Annotated in this window: 22 protein-coding genes, 2 pseudogenes and 1 riboswitch; of the genes and pseudogenes, 15 read left to right on the plus strand and 9 right to left on the minus strand. The window is 63.2% G+C overall.

Features of this window, described 5'->3' with window-relative positions; translation table 11 throughout:
* Window positions 1-139: 139 nt before the first annotated feature.
* Entirely contained in the window at window positions 140-532 is a 393-nt protein-coding gene (locus tag NTCA1_RS26100; protein ID WP_048939409.1) for a MerR family transcriptional regulator, read from the minus strand.
* A gap of 74 nt (window positions 533-606) precedes the next feature.
* Between NTCA1_RS26100 and NTCA1_RS26105 the strand changes: the two genes are divergently transcribed.
* Entirely contained in the window at window positions 607-1,371 is a 765-nt protein-coding gene (locus NTCA1_RS26105) for a glutaredoxin family protein (protein ID WP_048939408.1), read from the plus strand.
* Window positions 1,372-1,377: 6 nt separating this feature from the next.
* Here NTCA1_RS26105 and copD read toward each other — a convergent pair whose 3' ends face one another.
* Together copD and copC are read right to left on the minus strand one after the other, a co-directional pair.
* A complete protein-coding gene (gene copD / locus NTCA1_RS26110; RefSeq protein WP_048939407.1) occupies window positions 1,378-2,283 on the minus strand; it encodes a copper homeostasis membrane protein CopD in 906 nt (301 codons plus the stop codon).
* Window positions 2,283-2,666, minus strand: a complete 384-nt coding sequence (copC, locus tag NTCA1_RS26115; RefSeq protein WP_048939406.1) for a copper homeostasis periplasmic binding protein CopC — start codon at window positions 2,664-2,666, stop codon at window positions 2,283-2,285. The genes copD and copC overlap by 1 nt, the downstream gene beginning before the upstream one ends.
* A gap of 128 nt (window positions 2,667-2,794) precedes the next feature.
* On the opposite strand from copC, the gene NTCA1_RS26120 reads away from it, so the two are divergent.
* The 9 genes from NTCA1_RS26120 (at window position 2,795) to NTCA1_RS26160 (ending at window position 10,712) form a co-directional block, all read left to right on the plus strand.
* Entirely contained in the window at window positions 2,795-3,076 is a 282-nt protein-coding gene (locus NTCA1_RS26120) for a hypothetical protein (protein WP_063141597.1), read from the plus strand.
* Entirely contained in the window at window positions 3,073-3,513 is a 441-nt protein-coding gene (locus NTCA1_RS26125) for a Spy/CpxP family protein refolding chaperone (protein ID WP_048939405.1), read from the plus strand. Before NTCA1_RS26120 ends, NTCA1_RS26125 begins: the two co-directional genes overlap by 4 nt.
* On the plus strand, window positions 3,510-4,073 hold the full coding sequence (locus tag NTCA1_RS26130; RefSeq protein WP_048939404.1) for an RNA polymerase sigma factor: 564 nt from the start codon (window positions 3,510-3,512) through the stop codon (window positions 4,071-4,073). Before NTCA1_RS26125 ends, NTCA1_RS26130 begins: the two co-directional genes overlap by 4 nt.
* Window positions 4,074-4,124: 51 nt before the next feature.
* Window positions 4,125-5,987 carry a copper resistance system multicopper oxidase gene (locus tag NTCA1_RS26135; protein ID WP_080993728.1) on the plus strand — a complete coding sequence of 621 codons (1,863 nt, stop codon included), beginning with the start codon at window positions 4,125-4,127 and terminating at the stop codon, window positions 5,985-5,987.
* On the plus strand, window positions 5,984-7,135 hold the full coding sequence (locus tag NTCA1_RS26140) for a copper resistance protein B (protein ID WP_048939403.1): 1,152 nt from the start codon (window positions 5,984-5,986) through the stop codon (window positions 7,133-7,135). Before NTCA1_RS26135 ends, NTCA1_RS26140 begins: the two co-directional genes overlap by 4 nt.
* 25 nt (window positions 7,136-7,160) lie before the next feature.
* Entirely contained in the window at window positions 7,161-7,889 is a 729-nt protein-coding gene (locus NTCA1_RS26145; RefSeq protein WP_048939402.1) for a PepSY domain-containing protein, read from the plus strand.
* Window positions 7,890-8,519: 630 nt separating this feature from the next.
* A riboswitch (Fluoride riboswitch) is annotated at window positions 8,520-8,590 on the plus strand.
* Window positions 8,591-8,613: 23 nt separating this feature from the next.
* Window positions 8,614-9,993, plus strand: a complete 1,380-nt coding sequence (locus NTCA1_RS26150) for a voltage-gated chloride channel family protein (protein WP_133085179.1) — start codon at window positions 8,614-8,616, stop codon at window positions 9,991-9,993.
* Between the two features lie 2 nt (window positions 9,994-9,995).
* Complete coding sequence (locus NTCA1_RS26155; protein WP_048939400.1) at window positions 9,996-10,397, plus strand: DUF190 domain-containing protein; 402 nt, start codon at window positions 9,996-9,998, stop codon at window positions 10,395-10,397.
* A 24-nt stretch (window positions 10,398-10,421) separates the two neighbouring features.
* Window positions 10,422-10,712, plus strand: a complete 291-nt coding sequence (locus tag NTCA1_RS26160) for a phospholipase D-like domain-containing protein (RefSeq protein ID WP_234415791.1) — start codon at window positions 10,422-10,424, stop codon at window positions 10,710-10,712.
* Here the strand turns inward: NTCA1_RS26160 and NTCA1_RS26165 are convergent.
* From NTCA1_RS26165 to NTCA1_RS26175, 3 genes are read right to left on the minus strand one after another with little or no spacing between them, the layout of a single operon-like run.
* On the minus strand, window positions 10,696-11,268 hold the full coding sequence (locus NTCA1_RS26165; protein ID WP_133085180.1) for a DedA family protein: 573 nt from the start codon (window positions 11,266-11,268) through the stop codon (window positions 10,696-10,698). The two genes, NTCA1_RS26160 and NTCA1_RS26165, sit on opposite strands and share 17 nt — an antisense overlap.
* Entirely contained in the window at window positions 11,265-12,701 is a 1,437-nt protein-coding gene (locus NTCA1_RS26170) for a beta-propeller fold lactonase family protein (protein WP_008830656.1), read from the minus strand. Before NTCA1_RS26170 ends, NTCA1_RS26165 begins: the two co-directional genes overlap by 4 nt.
* On the minus strand, window positions 12,698-13,081 hold the full coding sequence (locus NTCA1_RS26175; protein ID WP_046761700.1) for a DUF305 domain-containing protein: 384 nt from the start codon (window positions 13,079-13,081) through the stop codon (window positions 12,698-12,700). Before NTCA1_RS26175 ends, NTCA1_RS26170 begins: the two co-directional genes overlap by 4 nt.
* A gap of 182 nt (window positions 13,082-13,263) precedes the next feature.
* Between NTCA1_RS26175 and NTCA1_RS26180 the strand changes: the two genes are divergently transcribed.
* The 5 genes from NTCA1_RS26180 to NTCA1_RS26200 all read left to right on the plus strand — a co-directional run bounded on the left by NTCA1_RS26180 (window position 13,264) and on the right by NTCA1_RS26200 (window position 17,787).
* Window positions 13,264-13,860 (plus strand): uracil-DNA glycosylase, encoded by a 597-nt coding sequence (locus NTCA1_RS26180; RefSeq protein ID WP_133085181.1) that lies wholly within the window; start codon window positions 13,264-13,266, stop codon window positions 13,858-13,860.
* Between the two features lie 83 nt (window positions 13,861-13,943).
* Entirely contained in the window at window positions 13,944-14,813 is an 870-nt protein-coding gene (locus NTCA1_RS26185; RefSeq protein ID WP_048939395.1) for a LysR family transcriptional regulator, read from the plus strand.
* Window positions 14,810-15,964 carry a TDT family transporter gene (locus tag NTCA1_RS26190; RefSeq protein ID WP_170978387.1) on the plus strand — a complete coding sequence of 385 codons (1,155 nt, stop codon included), beginning with the start codon at window positions 14,810-14,812 and terminating at the stop codon, window positions 15,962-15,964. The genes NTCA1_RS26185 and NTCA1_RS26190 overlap by 4 nt, the downstream gene beginning before the upstream one ends.
* An 85-nt stretch (window positions 15,965-16,049) precedes the next feature.
* Window positions 16,050-17,300: a molybdopterin-dependent oxidoreductase gene (locus tag NTCA1_RS26195; protein ID WP_048939394.1), complete on the plus strand. Its 1,251-nt coding sequence runs from the start codon at window positions 16,050-16,052 to the stop codon at window positions 17,298-17,300.
* A 10-nt stretch (window positions 17,301-17,310) separates the two neighbouring features.
* Window positions 17,311-17,787 (plus strand): hypothetical protein, encoded by a 477-nt coding sequence (locus NTCA1_RS26200; protein ID WP_048939393.1) that lies wholly within the window; start codon window positions 17,311-17,313, stop codon window positions 17,785-17,787.
* A gap of 292 nt (window positions 17,788-18,079) precedes the next feature.
* On the opposite strand, the pseudogene NTCA1_RS26205 reads toward NTCA1_RS26200, so the two are convergent.
* The 3 genes and pseudogenes from NTCA1_RS26205 to NTCA1_RS26215 form a co-directional block, all read right to left on the minus strand.
* Window positions 18,080-18,784 (minus strand): annotated as a pseudogene (locus NTCA1_RS26205) (hypothetical protein); the annotation flags it as partial.
* A complete protein-coding gene (locus tag NTCA1_RS26210; protein ID WP_008832689.1) occupies window positions 18,759-18,986 on the minus strand; it encodes a hypothetical protein in 228 nt (75 codons plus the stop codon). The gene NTCA1_RS26210 and the pseudogene NTCA1_RS26205, both read right to left, overlap by 26 nt.
* Before the next feature lie 41 nt (window positions 18,987-19,027).
* Window positions 19,028-19,535: pseudogene (locus NTCA1_RS26215) on the minus strand (hypothetical protein); the annotation flags it as partial.

The following is a 19,535-nucleotide window of genomic DNA, read 5'->3' on the forward strand; positions in this document are numbered from 1 at the left end:
CGCCTGAAAATGCAGCCCGATGGCCACACCCGAATTTACACCACATTGACGGACGCAACCGGCCAACAGTCGTCCCACGACCTAGTTCGTTTGCCGATGAATAACCCCATTTCTAATTTAAGATATATCGGGGTAGAGCTCAGGCTCTCTGCTCAAATGCAGCGATGATCGGACACGCGCTAGCGGCCGAGTTTGCGCATTCGCTCGCAAGTTTGGCCAGCGCGGCCCGGGCAGATTGCATCTCCGCGATTTTCGCATCGATCGCAGCGATCCTGGCTTCGGCAAGATGCCGGGCGCGCGTTCGGTCATCGACCGCGTCGAGGCCAAGCAGTTCGCCGATTTCCTCGAGCGTGAACCCGGCGGTCTGTGCGGAGCGGATGAACCGCAGACGGCGCACATCTTCGTCGCCATAGCGCCGGATACCCTCGTCCCGCGAAGGCTCGGTCAGCAACCCTCGCCGCTGGTAATAGCGCACGGTCTCGACCCCGACGCCGCCCTTTGCGGCGAGCTTGCCGATCGTCAGTGTTTCCATGCCTTGACTCCGTACTATGGTACGGCACCTATATGTGTCGGGACCGATTAATCGCAAGGCGATGAGGACCCGCAATGACCGACCAATCCCCCAAGCGCGCGACACTCTACCGCATGGTGATGCCCGAGCATGTCTGCCCCTATGGCCTGAAGGCCAAGCACTTGCTTGAGACCCAGGGATATGCGGTCGATGACCGCTGGCTCAGGACCCGCGCCGAGACCGATGTGTTCAAGGCCGAGCATGAGGTGAAGACGACGCCGCAGACCTTCATCGATGGCCGGCGGATCGGCGGCTATGACGATCTGCGCCGCTTCTTCGGCAAGTCGGTGACCGACCCTGATGCGACGAGCTACACGCCCGTGATCGCGGTATTCGCGATGACCGCACTCATGGCGCTCGCCGTCAGCCAGTCGGTCTATGGCACGCCGCTTACCATGCACGCCGGCGAATGGTTCATCTCGCTCAGCATGTGCGTGCTGGCGCTCCTCAAGCTGCAGGATGTCGAGCGCTTCTCGTCCATGTTCCTCAACTACGACCTGCTCGCGCGGCGCTGGGTGCCCTATTCCTATGTCTATCCGTTCGCCGAAGGCGCAGCAGGTGTGTTGATGACCGCCGGTGTCCTGACCTGGCTGTCGACGCCGGTGGCGCTAGTAATTGGCGGTATCGGTGCGATCTCGGTGTTCAAGGCCGTCTATATCGACAAGCGCGAGATCAAATGCGCCTGCGTCGGCGGATCGAGCAAGGTGCCGCTCGGCTTCGTCTCGCTGACCGAGAACATCATGATGGTCACGATGGCGATCTGGATGGGAGCGGGCGCGCTTGGCCTGATGCACGCCTGATCGGCGCTAGAGCGAAGCTGGCGGTGCAAGCGTGCCCAGCCACGCGACCGCCGCCAGGATCGCGAGCGCTGCCAGAAATTCCAACCAGAGGCTCGTTCGCAATCGCACCACAGCGGGATGACCGGGATCGCTGCCCAGGGCCGGTGCAAGCCGCCAGCGATGGCCGGCGGCAAGTAGCAGCATCACGGCGAACAGGCCGAGCTTGGCGAGCAGCAGGCGGCCGTAGTCGCTCGTGCCGAGCGCCAGCATCCGCTCCGGCCCGACGAGGATATATAGGTTGAGCAGGCCGCTCGCGATGAGCAGGCCGACAATGATCGTGCCCGCGCGTGCAAAGCCCGTCAGGGCTCCATGGGTGACTGCAAGCGTTTCCGGATCGCGGGCGGTGCTCATCAGCATTAGGAACGCGATCAGCGCACCGACCCAGGCCGAAGCTGCCAGCAGGTGCACGACATCGCCAACGAGCTGAGCCGTGCCGAAGGCGCCTTCGCCCGCTGCGCCATGTCCGGTCCAGGCAAGGCTCGCAATTGCGACCGCAGCCAGCACGGTCGAGCACCAGCTATTAAGCGGGGTCCAACACCTTGTAGGCACTGCGAGCAGCAGGATGCCAAGTAGAGCGAATATGCGCACGGTCCACGCCCAGCCGATGCTGGTCTGGGTCAGGATCATGGTCAGCGTCGCTCGATCGACTGCCATCACGCCGACTCCCGACATCGCAGCGACCAACAGCAGGATCGCGACCGCGCTCAACGCGATGCCGAGCACTGACAGCGCGATCACAGGCAAGCGCAGCGGCAAAGCCGTACCGCGCGCCGCCTGCGGCAGTCCGTAGATTGAGAACGCCAACAAGCCGAATAATGCGCCGAGGACGAGATACAGCCCCCAGCGCACGGCAACCAACGGCCAGTCGGGCATCACTGGACGGTGAAGGTCACGCTGCCGATCACGCGGTGGGTATCGCCCGAGACAGCGTGCCAATTGACCACATAGCTGCCTGGGCCAAGCGGGCGGCCGAACGCGATCTGCAAAGTCTTGCCGTCGGTGGCGACACTGATCTTCGCGCCGTTGATCTTCATCGGCGGATGATCCTTCATGCCGGGCATTCCCGTCATCACGACCTCGGCCCCGGACAAAGCGGGCATGAGCGTCTCGCTGAACGTCAAGGTGACCTGGCGCGGCCCGCTCACCGTCGCCGCCGCGGCGGGCGTGCTGTTCACCAGTTTGGGGTGCGCATAGGCAGTACCGGCCAGGCCAAAGGACAGCGCAGCCAGCGCGGAGAGCATCATCGTCTTATTCATTGAACCACTCCAACTCTGTTCATGCGTTCAATACGCAGTCCGCTCTGCTATCCCTCAACGACAAAATATCTGCATGCAGCTGAGGGCCGAGACGCCAGGCTGCGTATGCTGGTTAGAAGCATGGAGTGATGATGATGGATGTCGATACGGCATTACGGCGCCTGCATGACCTGCCGGTCGATCCGCGACTGGCTAGAATAGAGGTCGCCGTGTTCGCCGGGATCGCCCAGCAGGACGCACATGGCCGGCCGCTATCGGGCTCGCTGGTCGGCATCGCCGCCAGCCTCGCGCTCGTGGTCGGACTGCTCGGTTCAAGGATCCCCAGCTATACTGAACCAGCGCCTTCGATCGCCCCGTTCGGTGCACCAGCCGCGCTGGCGCCATCGACACTGCTAGGAACCGGCGAATGACCGACCGGCGCCGGCTGCTCCTGATCGCTGTGATCGCATTTCTCGCGGCGGTCGCTGGAGCCTTTATCGGCCGCGCCTTCATCGCACCATCCGCGCCGGTCGAAAGTGAGCTGCATACGCTGCTGCACCACGACCTGGATCTCGACGTTGGCCAGAAGGCCCGCATGGAAGAGATTGAACGGCGGTTTGCGCTGCGCAAGCAGGCGCTGGAGCTTGAGCTACGCGCGGACAATGCGAAGCTCGCCGACGCCATCCAGTCCGAACATGGTTATGGCCCCGCCGTCGGCGCAGCGGTCGATCGCTCGCATCAGGCGATGGGCCAGCTCCAGAAGGAGACGCTCGAGCATATATTCGCAATGCGGGCCGTGCTCAAACCCGATCAGGCGGCCAAGTTCGACGCCGCGGTCGTCAAGGCGCTGACGGCCAAGGAACGGTGAGCCTCGACCTCGCCGGCTGCTCGGACGGCGAACTGGCGGCACTCGCGGTGGGCAAGCGCCAGGCAGCCTATGCCGAACTGATGCGGCGGCATCGCGAGAGCGTGTTCCGGCTGCTGCGTGGCCTGGTCGGAGATAGCGACGCGGCCGTGGATCTGACCCAGCAGACCTTCATCGCCGCGTTCGCCGCCCTAGGGCGCTATGACGCCGAGCGTCCATTCCGCGCCTGGATCGGGCGGATCGCGGTCAACAAGGCGCGGGACTGGTCGCGGCGCCGGGCGGTGCGCCGCTTCTTCACCTTCGCACAACCGATCGAGGAAGCGCATGCCGTCGCCGACACCGCTGCTGCAAGCGACATCCAGATCGCCGACCGGCGCGAGCTGGAGCGGACCATGGCGGCAATCGCAGAACTGCCGGTCAACCTCAGGCAGGTCCTCGTCTTGCGCACGATCGAAGGCATGAGTCAGACGGAGACCGCCGAAACCCTCGGGATCGGCGACAAGGCCGTCGAAACAAGGCTCTATCGCGCCCGAAAAAAACTTGATGAGATGCTGAGGGGTTGAAGGCGTCGCTGCGTAAACCATCCATACGCACGCGACAGGGACTGCAATTTCATGGATTTCTCGACTGTCGATCGGCGCACATTGCTGCGCGGTCTCGGAATGGCCGGGGGCACTGCGGCGCTCGCGGCATGGATGCCGGCCTGGGCGCAGCCGGTATCGCAAGGCCTGCCGACCGTCTCCGGAGACGACATCACGCTGCGCATCGCCCGGCAGATGATGACGATCGACGGCCATCGCTCGCCTGCAATTGGGATTAACGGCACGGTCCCGGCGCCGCTCATCCGGCTGCGTGAAGGCCAGAAGGTGCGGCTGAACGTCATCAACGATCTGGACGAGGACAGCTCAGTCCACTGGCATGGCCTGCTGGTTCCGCCCGAGCATGACGGCGTTCCCGGGATCTCCTTTCCCGGCATCAAGCCGCGCTCCAGCTTTCTCTACGAATTCCCGGTGCGCCAGAGCGGCACCTACTGGTATCACAGCCATTCGGGCTTCCAGGAGCAGCTTGGTCTGTACGGTCCGATCGTGATCGATCCGGCGGGCGCCGATCCGGTCCAGTCCGATCGCGAGCATGTGATCGTGCTGTCCGACCACAGCCAGCTTTCGCCCGAGGCGATCTTCCGGCGGATGAAGGTCAATCCCGGCCATTTCAACTTCCAGCGCCAAACGCTGTCAGGGCTCCTTTCGGGGCGCGACCAGAAGGAGAAGGACCGCCTCGCCTGGGGCAAGATGCGGATGGACCCGGCTGATATCTCCGACGTGACCGGGGCGGCCTACACCTATCTCGTCAATGGACATGGACCGGCCGATAACTGGACGGCCTTGTTCGCCCCGGGTGAGCGTGTCCGCCTTCGTGTGATCAACGCATCATCGATGACCACCTTCAATGTGCGCATTCCCGGGCTGAAGCTGGCGATCGTCCAGGCCGATGGCCAGAATGTGATGCCGGTCGCGGTCGACGAATTTCAGATTGGAGTCGCGGAGACCTATGACCTGATCGTCACGCCGACCGAGGACAAGGCCTTCACGCTGGTCGGCGAGGCGGTCGATCGCTCTGGGATGGCACGCGCGACGCTCGCGCCGCGAGCCGGTATGGTCGCGCCGGTCCCGGCATTGCGCCAGCGCCCGCTCGCCACCATGAAGGACATGGGCATGGACATGGGCGGCGGCATGGCGCCGCGCGGCGTCGATCCCAGCGCCGAGCAGAATGCCTCGCGCACCCTCGCATCGCCGGGCAGTCCCGCTGCGGCGCCCATAGCCTTGATGGACCACGCGACCATGAAGCATGGCGCGATGGATCATTCAGCGATGCCGGGGATGGATCACAGCGGCGGCGCGATGGCCGGCCACGACATGGGCTCGATGAGCATGCGTGACTTCGGCAATGCGCCGCAGGTGAAGCGTGGACCTGGCGTGCAGACGATCTCGCCCATGCCGGTCGACCGCACCGGAGAGCCCGGCCAGGGTCTCACCGACGTCGGCCATAAGGTGCTGGTCTATCGCGACCTGATGGCACTGGAGCGCAATCCCGACGTCCGTGCGCCCTCGCGCAGCATCGACATCCACCTCACCGGCAACATGGAGCGGTTCATGTGGTCGCTCGACGGCGAGAAGATGTCGGATGTCCATGAGCCGATCCCCTTCATAGAGGGCGAGCGGGTGCGGGTGAACCTGATCAACGACAGCATGATGGCGCACCCGATCCACATCCACGGCCATTTCTTCGAACTGGTGACGGGACATGGCGACCGCGCGCCGCGTAAGCACACAGTTATCGTTCAGCCGGGCGGCATCGTCACCTGGGACTTCACTGCGGACGCGGTCGGTGACTGGGCGTTTCACTGCCATCTGCTCTATCACATGGCTGCGGGAATGATGCGCGTCGTCAGCGTCCGTCCGAAAGGAGATGCGGCATGAAGCGTCTCGCCTCGCTCCTGTCCGCCAGCGCAATGATCGCGCTCGCACTACCTGCCGACGCGCAGGATCATTCGATGCACGACATGCAGGGCATGAGGATGCCTTCTGCGAAGCCAACGGCTAAACCGAAGTCCAAGACCAAGCCGAAACCCAAGCCCGCCACCCCGGCGCCGCGTAGGAGCCAACCCGTCACAAAGCCTGCTTCCGCTGCGCCCGCAAAGCCCGCGACGGCTACCAGTGGCCACCAGGGCCATGACATGAGCGGCATGGCGATGCCGATGGGGCCGGCGCAGCCAGCGCCCGCACAGGACAATGGCGCAATGCCCGGGATGGGTATGCCGGCCGACCATGCTGGCCATGAAATGGCTGCGATGTCCTCCGGGGAACCCGTCGGCACCGATCTGCCTGCCGGTAGCGCACCAGCGCCAACCCCACCGATGGATCACTATGCCGACCTCCAGTTTCCGCCGGCCGACATGGCGCATGCCCGCGACATGATGATGCGCGAGAGTGGCGGCCAGACGATGGCGACGGTGATGTTCAACCTCGCCGAATATCAGGCGCGCAAGGGCCGCGACGGCTATCGCTGGGATGGCGAGGCCTGGCTCGGCGGCGACATCAACCGGCTGACTATCAAGTCCGAAGGCGAAGGGGTGCTGCGCCAGGGCGTCGAGGCCGCCGAAGTGCAGGCACTCTACAGCCGTGCGATCGGACCGTATTTCAATCTCCAGGCCGGCGTCCGCCACGATTTCAAGCCAAGCCCCTCGCGCACCTATGCAGTCATTGGGTTCGAGGGCCTTGCGCCCTACTGGTTCGAAGTTGAGGGCGCAGCGTTCCTGTCCGACAAGGGCGATTTGCTCGGCCGCCTCGAAGGCTATTACGACCAGCGGATTACGCAGCGGCTGGTTCTCCAGCCCCGCGCGGAACTCAACCTGTCGGCACAGGACGTGCCTGAAAGCCGCATCGGCGCCGGCCTGAGCAGTGCCGAGCTTGGCCTCCGCCTGCGCTATGAGATTACCCGGCAGTTCGCTCCGTATATTGGCGTCTCCTATGAGGCGAAGACTGGTCAGACGGCCCGGTATGTGCGGGGAAATGGAGACGATCCGACTACGACCAGCGTTGTCGCGGGTGTGAGGATCTGGTTCTGATCGTCCTATGGGGCGATGAAGGGGGGTGATCTTGCGCGGAATACGCACTCGTATCCATTTGTTGGCGAGCCGCACGCACAAATGGCTGGCGCTACTGCTCGGCGTCCAACTGCTGCTCTGGTTCGCCAGTGGCGCTGTGATGAGCTTCTTCCCGATCGACCGCATTCATGGCGATCATCTGGTCGATCGTAAAACAGTCGAGCCACTTTCGTCAGGGACGAAGATCACGACGTTCGACCGATTTGCGAATGGCTTCGATGAACCCATTGAGAGCATTTCGATGCATATGCTGCTGGGGCGAACGGTTGCTGAAGTCAGCGGTGGTGGAAAGGTAGCGCTGTTCGACGCCACCAGCGGAAAGCAGCTCAGTCCGATCGGTTCCTCCACCGCTATTGCCGTAGCGCGCAAAGCCTGGCGCGGACCGGCGAACGCCACCGCGACGACCGAGGCGGTGGCGAACCTTTCGACAGAGTATCGCGGATCGCTGCCAGCGTGGCGCGTGTCGTTCAACGATCCAGACAATACGCGCGTATTCGTGGACGCGAGAAACGGACGCATCGCGGCCGTCCGAACCGGCACGTGGCGGTTCTATGATTTCGTCTGGGGCCTGCACATCATGGACTGGAAGAACCACGAAAATTTCAATTCGCCTTGGCTACTCGGCTTCGCGATCGGCGGACTGATGCTCTGGATTGGCGGCGCGACTTTGCTAGCGCTTCGTTGGCCGCGACGCCGACGACGAAAGCCAGCCTGATGCCACGGCTGCCAGCTTTTATTGCGAAAGGAAAAATGCGTCGAGAGAATGAGCGAAGGAATTTGACGGTCGCTTCCGTGGTCGAGCTTTCCCGGACACTGCACTGACGACATCCACTTTCCAAGTGCCGCTCGGTCGCCTTTCAATTCCAGAAGCAGGAGATTGCTCAAAAGCCTGGCGGCGCTCTTCAACCATAGATCGCAAAGCCGCCGTCGTTGACGAGGAAGGCGTCATCTCTGATCATTCTGCTGCTCTCGGGACAAGCCCATCAACTTCTCTGCCGCATCCTTCGGGCGACGACGACGGGACGCGGAAACGACCTTCTTTTTTACAGGCCCTGCAAGATTCAATTTGCGACGGATAAGATCCAATCGCGTGTTTCTGACAGCCATCCCGACTTACTCCCTGCGACGCGTTTACAGTTTCTCAGGAGCCACTTGTGCGACTGCGTCACAACAGCGAAGATTTATTTGTTCCCAAATAAAAAAACGTCTTCATCGTCACTCTAAACGTCCGAGACCGCGGCTAAGGCGAACAGCCACTGTTAGCTGAGAACGAGCGTGGAACTGCCCCACAAATCCACCTCCGCATGCGTTGCTGCTTGACCAAACGCATTCGCCATACGATATGCGCTGACAAGGCGATGGATTTCCGCCGGGCTTCGGCCGAACCGCCTTCGGGCTGATGATTCCTACCTGATGCGTTTTTGCAACAAGGAGGAATCGTGCGCGCTAAATTCGCAATATTGCTGTCGAACCTGAACGTCCTGCCCTTTGCTCGGGACCGGCACGACCATGCTCTGTCCGTGTTGCGTCGGCTGGCGCTCCTTGTTCCGATGGCTGCGGCGGTCGGCAGCCTCTGCGCTGCCTTCCTGTGGAGCCTCGACGTTGCGACACGAACACGCTTTGCGCATCCATGGCTGCTGTTTCTCCTGCCGGTCGGCGGGTTCGCGGTCGGCCTGCTCTATCATCTGTTCGGTCGCAGCGTCGAAGGCGGCAACAACCTGATCGTCGAGCAGGTCCATGAACCAGGTGGCGGCGTGCCTTTGCGCATGGCGCCGCTGATCTTCCTCGGCACCGTTGTCACGCACCTGTTCGGCGGCTCGGCCGGGCGCGAAGGGACGGCTGTGCAGCTGGGCGGCAGCCTTGCCAGCGCCTTCGCCACGATGTTTCGGCTTGATGCCGAGAGTACCCGCATCATCCTGATGGCGGGTATTGCCGCAGGATTCGGGGCCGTTTTCGGCACACCGCTGGCAGGCGCCGTTTTCGCTCTCGAAGTGCTGGCAGTCGGCCGTGTGGAATATCGCGCGCTGGTGCCGACACTGATCGCCGCTGTCGTCGGCGACTGGACCTGTCACCAGTGGGGCATCCACCACGGAATGTACAACATCGACTATCTCAAGGGCGCGGTCGGACCGATCGCCGTCGACCCGGTGCTTCTGCTCGAGGCGGGCGTTGCCGGTGTGGCGTTTGGACTGGTCGGCCTGCTGTTCTCCGAACTGTCGCACGGCTTCGGCGACTTCGTGAAGCGCCACGTCCGCTTCGGGCCGCTGCGTCCCTTCCTGGGCGGCCTGGCGGTGATCGCTCTGGTCTATCTGTTCGGTACGCGCGACTATCTTGGCCTCGGCGTCTGGGCGCCCGACGCCTCGACACCCACCATCGCCGACTTTTTTGCGCCGGGGCCCGACTATTGGAGTTGGGCGCTCAAGCTGCTGTTCACGGTCGTGACGCTGGGCACCGGCTTCAAGGGAGGCGAGGTAACGCCGCTGTTCTTCATCGGCGCGGCGCTCGGCCACGCCCTTGGCACCCTATTCGGCGCTCCTGTCGATCTTTTTGCCGGTCTCGGGTTCGTTGCTGTGTTTGCCGGGGCAGCGAACACGCCTTTGGCCTGCACCATCATGGGCATCGAACTGTTCGGTGCTACCCATGCCGTCTACATCGCCGTAGCCTGTTTCGTCGCCTATCTGTGCTCCGGCCACAGCGGCATCTATCTGTCTCAGCAGATCGCCGTCCCCAAGCACCCGCGCATTTCCATCAGCCCCGGCATCACGCTGCGGAGCGTTCGCGCCGCGCGCCCTCAGATCACCAAGGCAGGATCTTCGTAAAAATGACTGACACAGCAATTCTCACGTCCAGCGAGATCGGCATGCTGCGTATCTACATGATGCCGCGTGATACGGCAGAGCCGCGCAAGGCATGGAAACTGTGGTCGGCGCGCCCGCTCTATCGTGAGCTTGTCGTCCAGGCCAAGGCTGCCGGTCTGATGAACGCCGTAGCCCATCATACCCATTACGGCTTCAGCAACCACGGGCCGGTGCTCGATCAGGGCGCGGAAACGAGCAATCCCTATCTGACCATGTGCGTCGAACTGATCGGCCACCGCGCCGATCTTGAACTGTTCTGCCAGCGGCATGCCGCCCTGCTGGAGACGAAAGTGGTCATATACAAACAGCTCGAACATTGGTCGATCGAAGCCCCGGCGAGGCCGCATCCGGAGAGCAAAGCATGAAGATCCTTGCCATCATCGCAGCGCGTGGGCGTGCGCCTCCACCGCTATCGAGACAGATTGCTTCACGCGAAGAACGTATCCATCGATGGGCGCATCGCCGTAATCGGATCCAGCAACGCTGATGTCCGCTCCTTCATGCTGAATGCCGAGATCAGCCTGATCCTGCATGATGAGGCGTCCGCCGGACCTCTCGCAGATGTCCAACGGGGACACATCCGCCGAAGCGACCAGCTGTTGCTGGAGGAATGGCGTGATCGCTCCGGTCTTTCGCGCTTCAGCGAGAATCTCGCTCGCCTCGTCAGTCCCTTGCTGTGACCTCACGCCTGCGGTGCCGGAGGTGTGCGACGAGGCCTACGAGAAGCAGCACCGCGAGTACCGGCACCAGAACATGGCCCACATCGCGGACGCGGCCAAAAGCGGCCTCGATGCCCTGACCGAAAAGGTAACCCAAGGTCACGAAGACCGTCGCCCAAACCATGGCCGCCAGAGCGTTGATGGCCATGAAGCGGGAGGCAGGAAGCGCAGTCGTGCCGATCGCGATGGGGCTGACAGTGCGCAGGCCATACAGAAAGCGGAAGCCGAACACGAACAGCACTGGCCGCTGCTCGAACACATCGATGGCGCGGCGGAACGCGGCCTTCTGCTGGACGCGCCGAACATAGCGATGATCGCGGAACCGGCGGCCGAGGGCAAAGAAGATCTGGTCCGCGATACAGGACCCGAGTGCTGCCGCCGCGATGGCCGCCGGGTACGCGATCAGGCCACGGTGGACCATCACGCCGCCCAGCACGACCACCGTCTCGCCCTCGATCCCGGCGCCGAGGAACAGAGCGGCAAGGCCGTACTGGCTAAGGACCGCTTCAAGCGTCACGGCTTCTGCCGCTGGACCACCGCGCCTGCCTCATCCGGCGCGCCGGAACGGATTACGAGGAAGCGGCGCTCTGCAGGCGCGGCGTCCTTGACGATCTGCCGGATCGGGCCAACCGCATTGACGATCGCCGCGCCTGCCGGATTGGTCATGAACTTGGCCAGCGGCTCGACTGTATCAGTACCATCCTGACGCGCCGCCAGACCCAGCGTAAAGGTCTGCTTGGGCGCCAGTCCGGCGACCGCGGCCTGCAGGATCTGCACCTGCCCCTGATCGAACAGCGACACCTGGCTCTGTCCCTGACCTTCCAGCACGACCTGCACTTTGCCCTGCGCCTTGGCGAGCGGCACGAGGTTGTCGAGGCCTTGCCCCGAAGGCACGGCGCCGGGCACATAGGCGACGCCCTGCGGGCCCTGTCCGATCGGGATCGTGGCAATGACCTTGTTCGTGGCCGTATCTATGACGGCGACTGCATCGTCATTTTCCAGCCCGACATAGATCCGGCTGCCATCGCCTGAGGGCCAGAGCCCATGCGGCAGCGCGCCGACCGGCACCGAGGCGACTTGTTCGAAAGTGTCGGTCCGGAAGACCTTGACGATATTCTGCGTGCCGACCGTTACATAGGCGAACTGGCCTTTAGCTGTCCTGGCGATGTTGACGTGGTTGGTGATCGGCCCGGTGTCGATCGTCTTCATCACGGCGAAGGGCGGCTTGGCGTCGAAGACCATCACCTTGCCGACGTCCTTGAGCGTCAGCCATACCTGCTTGCCGTCAGGCGTGGCGGCGATGTCGGGGCAGAAGGGGCTGTCCTGCTTCACGCGGCCAACGATGCGCTTTGACCTGGTGTCGATGACGACGGTTTCTGGCGAGAAGCTGGAACAGACGTAGCCATATTTCCCATCGGGCGAGAAGATCGTCATGCCCGGCCCGTTGGGGACAGCAATACGGCCCGTCTCCTTGAAGGTGGTCCCGTCGAGCACCGCTATATAATCCTCGCCGCGCACGCTCACCCAGGCTTCTCGGCCATCGGGCCGGAAGAAGGCTTCATGCGGGGAGCGCCCGACATAGGCGGTGTGCTTCACGGCATTGGTCGCGGTATCGATGAAGCTGACCGAGTTGGACCCGATCGACACGACCGCCAGGGTACGGCGATCAGGCGAGAAGCCCATGCCATGGACCAGAAGCTGGCCGCGATAAAGCGGGCTGAGATTTGCAGGCGTGGGATCGCCGAGCTTGATGACCCCCAGCAGCGTGTTCGTCGACGGATCGATGACCGATACCGTGTTGGAAAACTGGTCCGAAGTGTAGAAGCGGTCCTGCGCACTGACTGCCCTGTCGGGCTGGGCATTGGGGACCTGCTGCGCAGATGCCGGGAGTGCGACCAGGGCAGCCGCTATCGGCAAGGTGCATGACACGATGCTCAGCGTCTTGTTCATTTGTCGTCTCCCATGTGATGATGCGCGCCGGCAGCGGGGCCGGTCTTTTCGGCGAGGATGTCCTGCATGACGGCGATCTCCTGCCGCTGCTCGACGATGATGCCCTGAGCCAGACGGCGCAGGCGTTCGTCTTTTCCATACCTGAGTTCCGCTTCCGCCATCTCGATTGCGCCCTGGTGATGGGGGATCATCATTGCCGCGAAGTCGCGGTCCGGGTCGCCCGATGGCGCATTCATCATCGCATGGTGCATCCGCTCCATGGAGGCTGCCATCTGGCTTGCGAAGCCATCGGGCGATGTCGCCAGTGCGGCCGCCGATGCTGTCGCCGCGCAAAGGCCGGCCAATCCCCATAGCAGTTTCAAGTGAAGCCCTTTCGTCATGGCGCTCCGGCGATAACGCCCACAGCGGACGCAAGTGTCATCGTCGCAGTGCGCAACGGAAAAAATGCGAGCTGCTGAGGAGCATGTGCGCCAACGCAGGCGTTGCCTATCGAACGGATGGCGCAACCGTCGCGATCGATCCAACCGATGATTTTTGTAGTTTCGACAGGATTTGACGATCAATGGTCTGGCTGGATGATCCCGCGTTGATCGCCGAACGCAAAGCGGCACTTGGTGCGCCGCACATCGCGCCGCTGGAGATATGGCGTGAGGGGCTCGTTGGCGCAGGACACCCGGTGCCGCATTTCGACCCGTTCAATGGCGGCATAAATGCGCGCCTTCTCCTGCTTCTTGAGACGCCGGGGCCCGGGCCTGATCGCACTCGCTTCGTGTCGCGGGACAACCCATCTGGCACTGCTCGTAACCTTCGCCGTTATCTGGAAGCGGCGGGCATCGCGCGAATGGACATCGTTCAGTGGAATTGCGTGCCCTGGATCGTCCACGCCCCCGGTGCCCGCAATCGCGCGCTGCGCCGAACGGAGATTGCCGAAGGTCTCGCAACGCTTCCCGACCTGCTTGCGAAACTGCCGGGCGTGCGGGTCTGCATCTTGGCGGGCCGGGTGGCGGCGGGGGCGGAAGCGCTTATCGAAGAGGCACGGCCCGATGTGTCGGTCATCACCATGCCCCACCCTAGTCCGGCCAATGTCTGCACCAGTCCTGATGTCAGCCAACGGATCGAAAGCGCGCTGCTCGCCGCCAGGAACGCACTCATCAAATGATCTTAGAACGAGATTGGCATGATATAATCAATGCGTTGGAGTGATTGATCGGGCTGCGGTATCAATGGTGACAGGAGATCACCATGACCCTTGAACAATTACGCATCTTCGTGGGCGTTGCCGAACGCGAACATATGACGCGGGCCGCCGAGGCACTGGGCGTGACCCAGTCCGCTGCCAGCGCGGCGATCGCTACGCTGGAGGCCAGGCATGACGTGCCGCTCTTCAACCGCGTGGGCCGCGGCATCGAACTGACCGAGGCGGGTCGCATGTTCCTCGATGAGGCACGCGCCGTTCTTGGCCGCGCCGCGACGGCGGAGCTTACCCTGGCCGAGTACGGCGGCCTGAAGCGCGGAACCCTGCGCCTTGTCGCCAGCCAGACCATCGCCAGCTACTGGCTGCCCTCGCGCTTGGCTCAGTTTCACAGCCGCCACCCCGCGATCCGCGTCGAACTCGCAATCGACAACAGCGAGGGTGCGGCGGCACAGGTACTGGATGGCCGCGCGGAACTGGGCTTTGTCGAAGGTTCGATCGACCAGCCCGCACTCGCCCACTGGAAAGTCGGCGAGGACCGGATGCTGCTGATCTCGGGGCAGGCTGTCGATACCATCGATGAGGACTGGGTGCGCGGCGCCAACTGGATCGTGCGGGAGCACGGGTCCGGCACACGGTCGAGTTTCGAGGATGTCCTGCGTGATCGCGGTATCGATCCGGCAGACCTGAACATCGCCATGACGCTGCCGTCCAACGAAGCCGTACGGTCCGCTGTCGAGGCCGGCGCCGGTGTCGCGGTCCTTTCCGAACTGGTGGTGCGCCGCGCACTTGCTGCAGGGCACCTTCATGAATTGCCGCTCGCAATGCCTGCCCGTCCATTTGAAGCGTTACGCCACAAGGAGCGGTATCGCACCCGGGCAGCCGACGCGCTGACCGAACTGGTCAAGGAGTTTGGATGATGACCACGGATATCAAGCCCATCCTCGAAGGGATGCGCCCACTCAGCCGGCTCGATCACCCGCGCGAGATGATCCGCCAGTTCACGCCCAACTGGTTTGCCGCCACCATGGGCACGGGCATTCTTGCGCTGGCCCTCCCGCAGGTGCCGGGCATCGGCGCTTCGCTCAAGCCTGTGGGAGAGGTGCTGTGGTTCTTCAACATCGGGCTCTTCAGCCTTTTCACCGCGCTCTATACCGCGCGCTGGATCCTGTTCGGCCACGAAGCGCGGCGCATCTTCGGCCACAACACCGTATCGATGTTCATCGGCACGATCCCCATGGGCCTCGCCACGATCATCAACGGGTGCATCGCATTCGGTATCGCGCGCTTCGGCGAGGGCATCGTACCGGTCGCCACGGTCTTGTGGTGGATCGACGCCGCCATGGCGGTAAGCTGCGGTGTGCTGATCCCCTACTTCATGTTCACGCGCCACCAGCATTCGCTCGACGGCATGACGGCGGTGTGGCTGCTGCCGGTCGTGGCGGCCGAAGTGACGGCTGCCAGCGGAGGACTGCTGGCGCCGCATCTGGCGCAAGACAGCGCGCAGTTCGGGATGCTCGTCACGTCCTACATCCTGTGGGCCTATTCGGTCCCGGTCGCCTTCAGCATTCTTGCACTGTTGATCCTGCGCATGGCGCTCCACAAGCTGCCGCATGAGGGCATGGCCGCATCGAGCTGGCTGGCGCTTGGCCCGATCGGTACCGGCGCGCTGGGCATGCTGGTTCTGGGCGGCGACGCCCCCGCGATCATGGCTGGGCATGGGCTGGCCGATGTCGGCACTGTCGCCCAAGGCATCGGCACAATCGCCGGTCTGTTGCTGTGGGGCTTTGGCCTCTGGTGGCTGGCGCTCGCCTCGCTCATCACCTGGCGCTACTGGCGGGCAGGTATCCCGTTCAACCTTGGCTGGTGGGGCTATACCTTCCCGCTAGGCGTCTTCACCGTGGCAACCTTTCGCCTTGGCACGACCCTGCACCTTGCCTTCTTCGGTATCGTGGGCACCGTTCTGACCCTGGCGCTTGCCCTGATGTGGATGGTGGTCGCCGCAAAGACCTTGATCGGCGGATGGCGCGGCAATCTCTTCGTATCGCCCTGTATCGCCGCCACAAACTGATCGGGCATTGCGATCAGTAACGGTGTTCTGATCGCTTGCTTCTCACAGCAGCACCCGCCACCATTTTGCCCGAGAGGATACGACCATGGACAGACTGGATGCCGAGCTCGCGGCCGAAACAAGCCGCCGCCGTTTCCTGCAGAATGCCGCGCTCGGCGGTGCAGCCATCGCCGCTGCGCCTGCGCTGGCGCAGGGCATCACGCAGGGGCTGACCGACCTGCATCTCCCCGGCGGCAATGCGCAGCGCCCGATGACGAGCGCATTTCCCGGCAAGGGCAGCATGATCCTCCAGCGCATCCATCCGCCCTTGCTCGAAACACCGATGGCTGTCTTTGACCGCGACGTGTTCACCCCCAATGATCAGTTCTTCGTGCGCTGGCACTGGGCGGACATCCCGACCTCGATCGACGTCGATGCTTTCAGGCTCACTATCCGCGGTCACGTCAACAAGCCGATCGCGATCAATCTGGAACAACTGATGCGCCTGCCAAGGGTTGAGATGGCCGCCGTGAACCAGTGCTCGGGCAATTCGCGAGGGCTGTTCCAGCCCCGCGTCCCCGGCGCGCAGTGGGGCAACGGGGCGATGGGCAATGCGAAGTGGCTCGGCGTGCGCCTGCGCGATGTGCTCGATCTGGCCGGGGTGAAGGCGGGGGCCGTCCAGGTTCGTTTCGGCGCTCTCGATCAACCTGTGGTCGCCGGTGCCCCGGACTTCGAGAAGGCGCTCGACATCGATCATGCCCGCGACGGCGAAGTGATGATCGCCTTCGGCATGAACGGCACGCAGCTGCCGCTCCTCAACGGCTTCCCGATCCGGCTGATCGTGCCGGGCTGGTACTCCACCTACTGGGTCAAGATGCTCAACGACATCGAGGTCCTGCCCGGGCCTGACGACGAATACTGGATGGCCAAGGCCTACAAGATCCCGGCGACGCCCGGCGCCAATGTGAAGCCTGGCGCCAAGGACTTCCCGACCGTTCCGATCAACCGCATGATTCCGCGTTCGTGGGTCACCAGTCTGGGCGAAGGTCAGCGGATCGCGCACGAGGCCTCGATCCCGCTTGGCGGCATCGCCATGGGCGGCGACTGCGGCGTGGCGCGGGTCGATGTGTCCACCGACGGCGGTCGCCACTGGTTCGCGACGACGCTGGGTCCGGATCACGGAAAATACAGTTTCCGGCGGTGGGATGCGCAGGTTCCTTTGCCCGGCGCCGGAAAGACGTCGCTTATGTCGCGCTGCTGGAACACGGCCGGCGTCGCACAGCCGATGGTGCCGATCTGGAACCCCGGCGGGTTCATGCGCGGCAATATCGAAACCACCACCATCGTGACGGCATAAGGAGCCCGGCATGAAAGCGCCAACCCCAGGCATGCTGGCCGTCGGACTGCTCGGCGTGACCGTCTTCACCCTCATGATGGTGGGCCCTCCCGGCAGCTACACCCCGCCGCCCGAACCCCAATCGGTAGGGCCTGCACCCAGCAGCATTGCTGTGAACGGCTTTACCCTGACCTCTGATACTGTCGATCTTCCCGTCGATGATCAGCTATATCCCGATGGCCCTCATGCCGATGTCATCAATGCGAACTGCACGTCCTGCCATTCGGCCAGCATGGCGATGACCCAGCCCGTACTTTCAGCGGACCAGTGGAAGGCAACGGTCACCAAGATGAAGGATGTCTACAAGGCTCCCGTCGCGGAGAAGGACATTCCGGCTATCGTCGACTATCTGACAGCGATGAGTGCAGCGCAGGATGGGGCGCCGACCGGAAAGGTCCAGAATCCTGCTCCTAACGCTGCGCCGGATGCCTCTGGAGCAACCGGTTGAGCGCCAGGCTGCGTGACGTCTGCTTTCGGGCGCTACCCTCGGAGCTTTGAGCGGCGGGAATTGGCGCGTAACAGACATTTCCCAATCTGTCGGCGCAACGATCAAGGCCGCATCAGCAAGTCCCGACGGGCAATGGCAAGTCAGTTTCTTCCGCTCAGCAAAGTCATTCCGGATGCCGCCGCGACGAGTCGCACCGCCTTCGGCGGTTGCGCTCGGGACAGTTGCAAAGTGCAGTAGCGCTTTGCAACTGTCCCGAGCGCTTCAATGGCCTCGGATCGTCTCAAACGGCGGATAATTTTGTAGCCCATAAATAAAGGGTTGCGGTGAGACGAGACACCATCTGCAAACATAAGAACCAGCAGCTCGATTTAGGCGGAACCGGGAGGCCAGCGGCGGCGATCCGCCGTTCGCAGGCTTCGCGGTCCATGCCCCATTCGCGCAGCGGGTAGCGATAGTCGTAGAGCGGATCGTCAATCTTGACCGCGTGGGTGTAGCGCAGCGTGTCGCGCTTGCCGGCATCGAAGCCGATCAGCCGCGTCACTTTCTGGTCCCTCGCCCATGCGTCGACCGCCGGCTGCCATGTCTTCAGGAAGGCGTCCTGTGGAGATTTCTTATATTTCAGCGAACAGCTTGAACCGCCGAGCGATTTGCTGGGCAGCGTAGCGTTCGTGAGCGCCATTTCGAGCAGAGAGTAGTAAGGCGGCCAGTGTTTGAAGCGGCGCGGTTGATAGCGCACGATTTCGAACGGGATGCCTCGTGCGGCCATCCATGGCCGGATGACGTCGAGGTACTCGTAAGTGGCCGGTTTCTCGACGCCCGTATCGGCGGTGATGACAAGGTCGGGCTTTTCGCCGCGCGCTTCCAGTTCGACCAGAAGTGCGGTGGAATCGACACCGACGCCGTAGGCGAGGACGTTCGGGGCCCGAGGCGGCAGGAGATAGTCCGGGACGCGGCCTCCCACGTTCCCGCTCTCAGCGCAGTTCTTCGAGAACATCATCGCAAAGCTGCGCATCCTCGCGGGCAAACCGTTCGACGCGCGGCATGTCCCCCATGTCGATCACTTCGTAATCGTCGGACATGAAGGTCCAGTCTTCCTCGCGGAAGTCGTCATGCCAGCACCAGGTTCCGTCGGACCAGAGGACGAGTTTGATGCCTTCGTTGGCGTTCGGGGCGGCAGTCGGCTGAGTTTTGGGGCACATGCTGCATCTCCTGCTGGCGCGGAAAATCCTTGCCTTCGCCTTCACCCCTCCCCCTTCCCTTTCGCGGCCTCGGGCAGATTCAGGATGTCAGCGAGTGTCGGAGGCACTGGCCTGCGGGGGCGACGGCCGAATGCGAGGCCCTGTTTTGCGGCATATTTGTGAAGAGCATCGACTTCACGGCCGAGGGCCGCGGCAAGGTCTGTGAGGCTGATGCCATGCTCATGCGCGATCCGCAGGGCGGCCAGATGGTCGCTCGTCCAGCGCTGACGCCCTTCATGGGCAAGGCCGAGGATATTCGCGCGGGTGAAGATGGCCGCGCGCGTCCGGCCCATCTGGCAGGCAAGTTCAGGCGTCGGGATCTTGCCGTAGTCGCGGCGAAGCCGAGCTTCGTCGGCCTCGGACCAGTCAGGACCAAGGCGGAAGCCTTTGGACCGGGCATGGGTGCCGCGAAGGTTCAGATATTCCGCTCGCCAGCGGATCGAGAAGAGCGATCGACCCAGACGATTGCGAAGAGGCGTCAGGCTGGCGTTGTCGCGATAGGCTTTGATG

It is taken from the genome of Novosphingobium sp. TCA1 (assembly GCF_009811895.1).
GTDB lineage: Bacteria > Pseudomonadota > Alphaproteobacteria > Sphingomonadales > Sphingomonadaceae > Novosphingobium > Novosphingobium panipatense_A.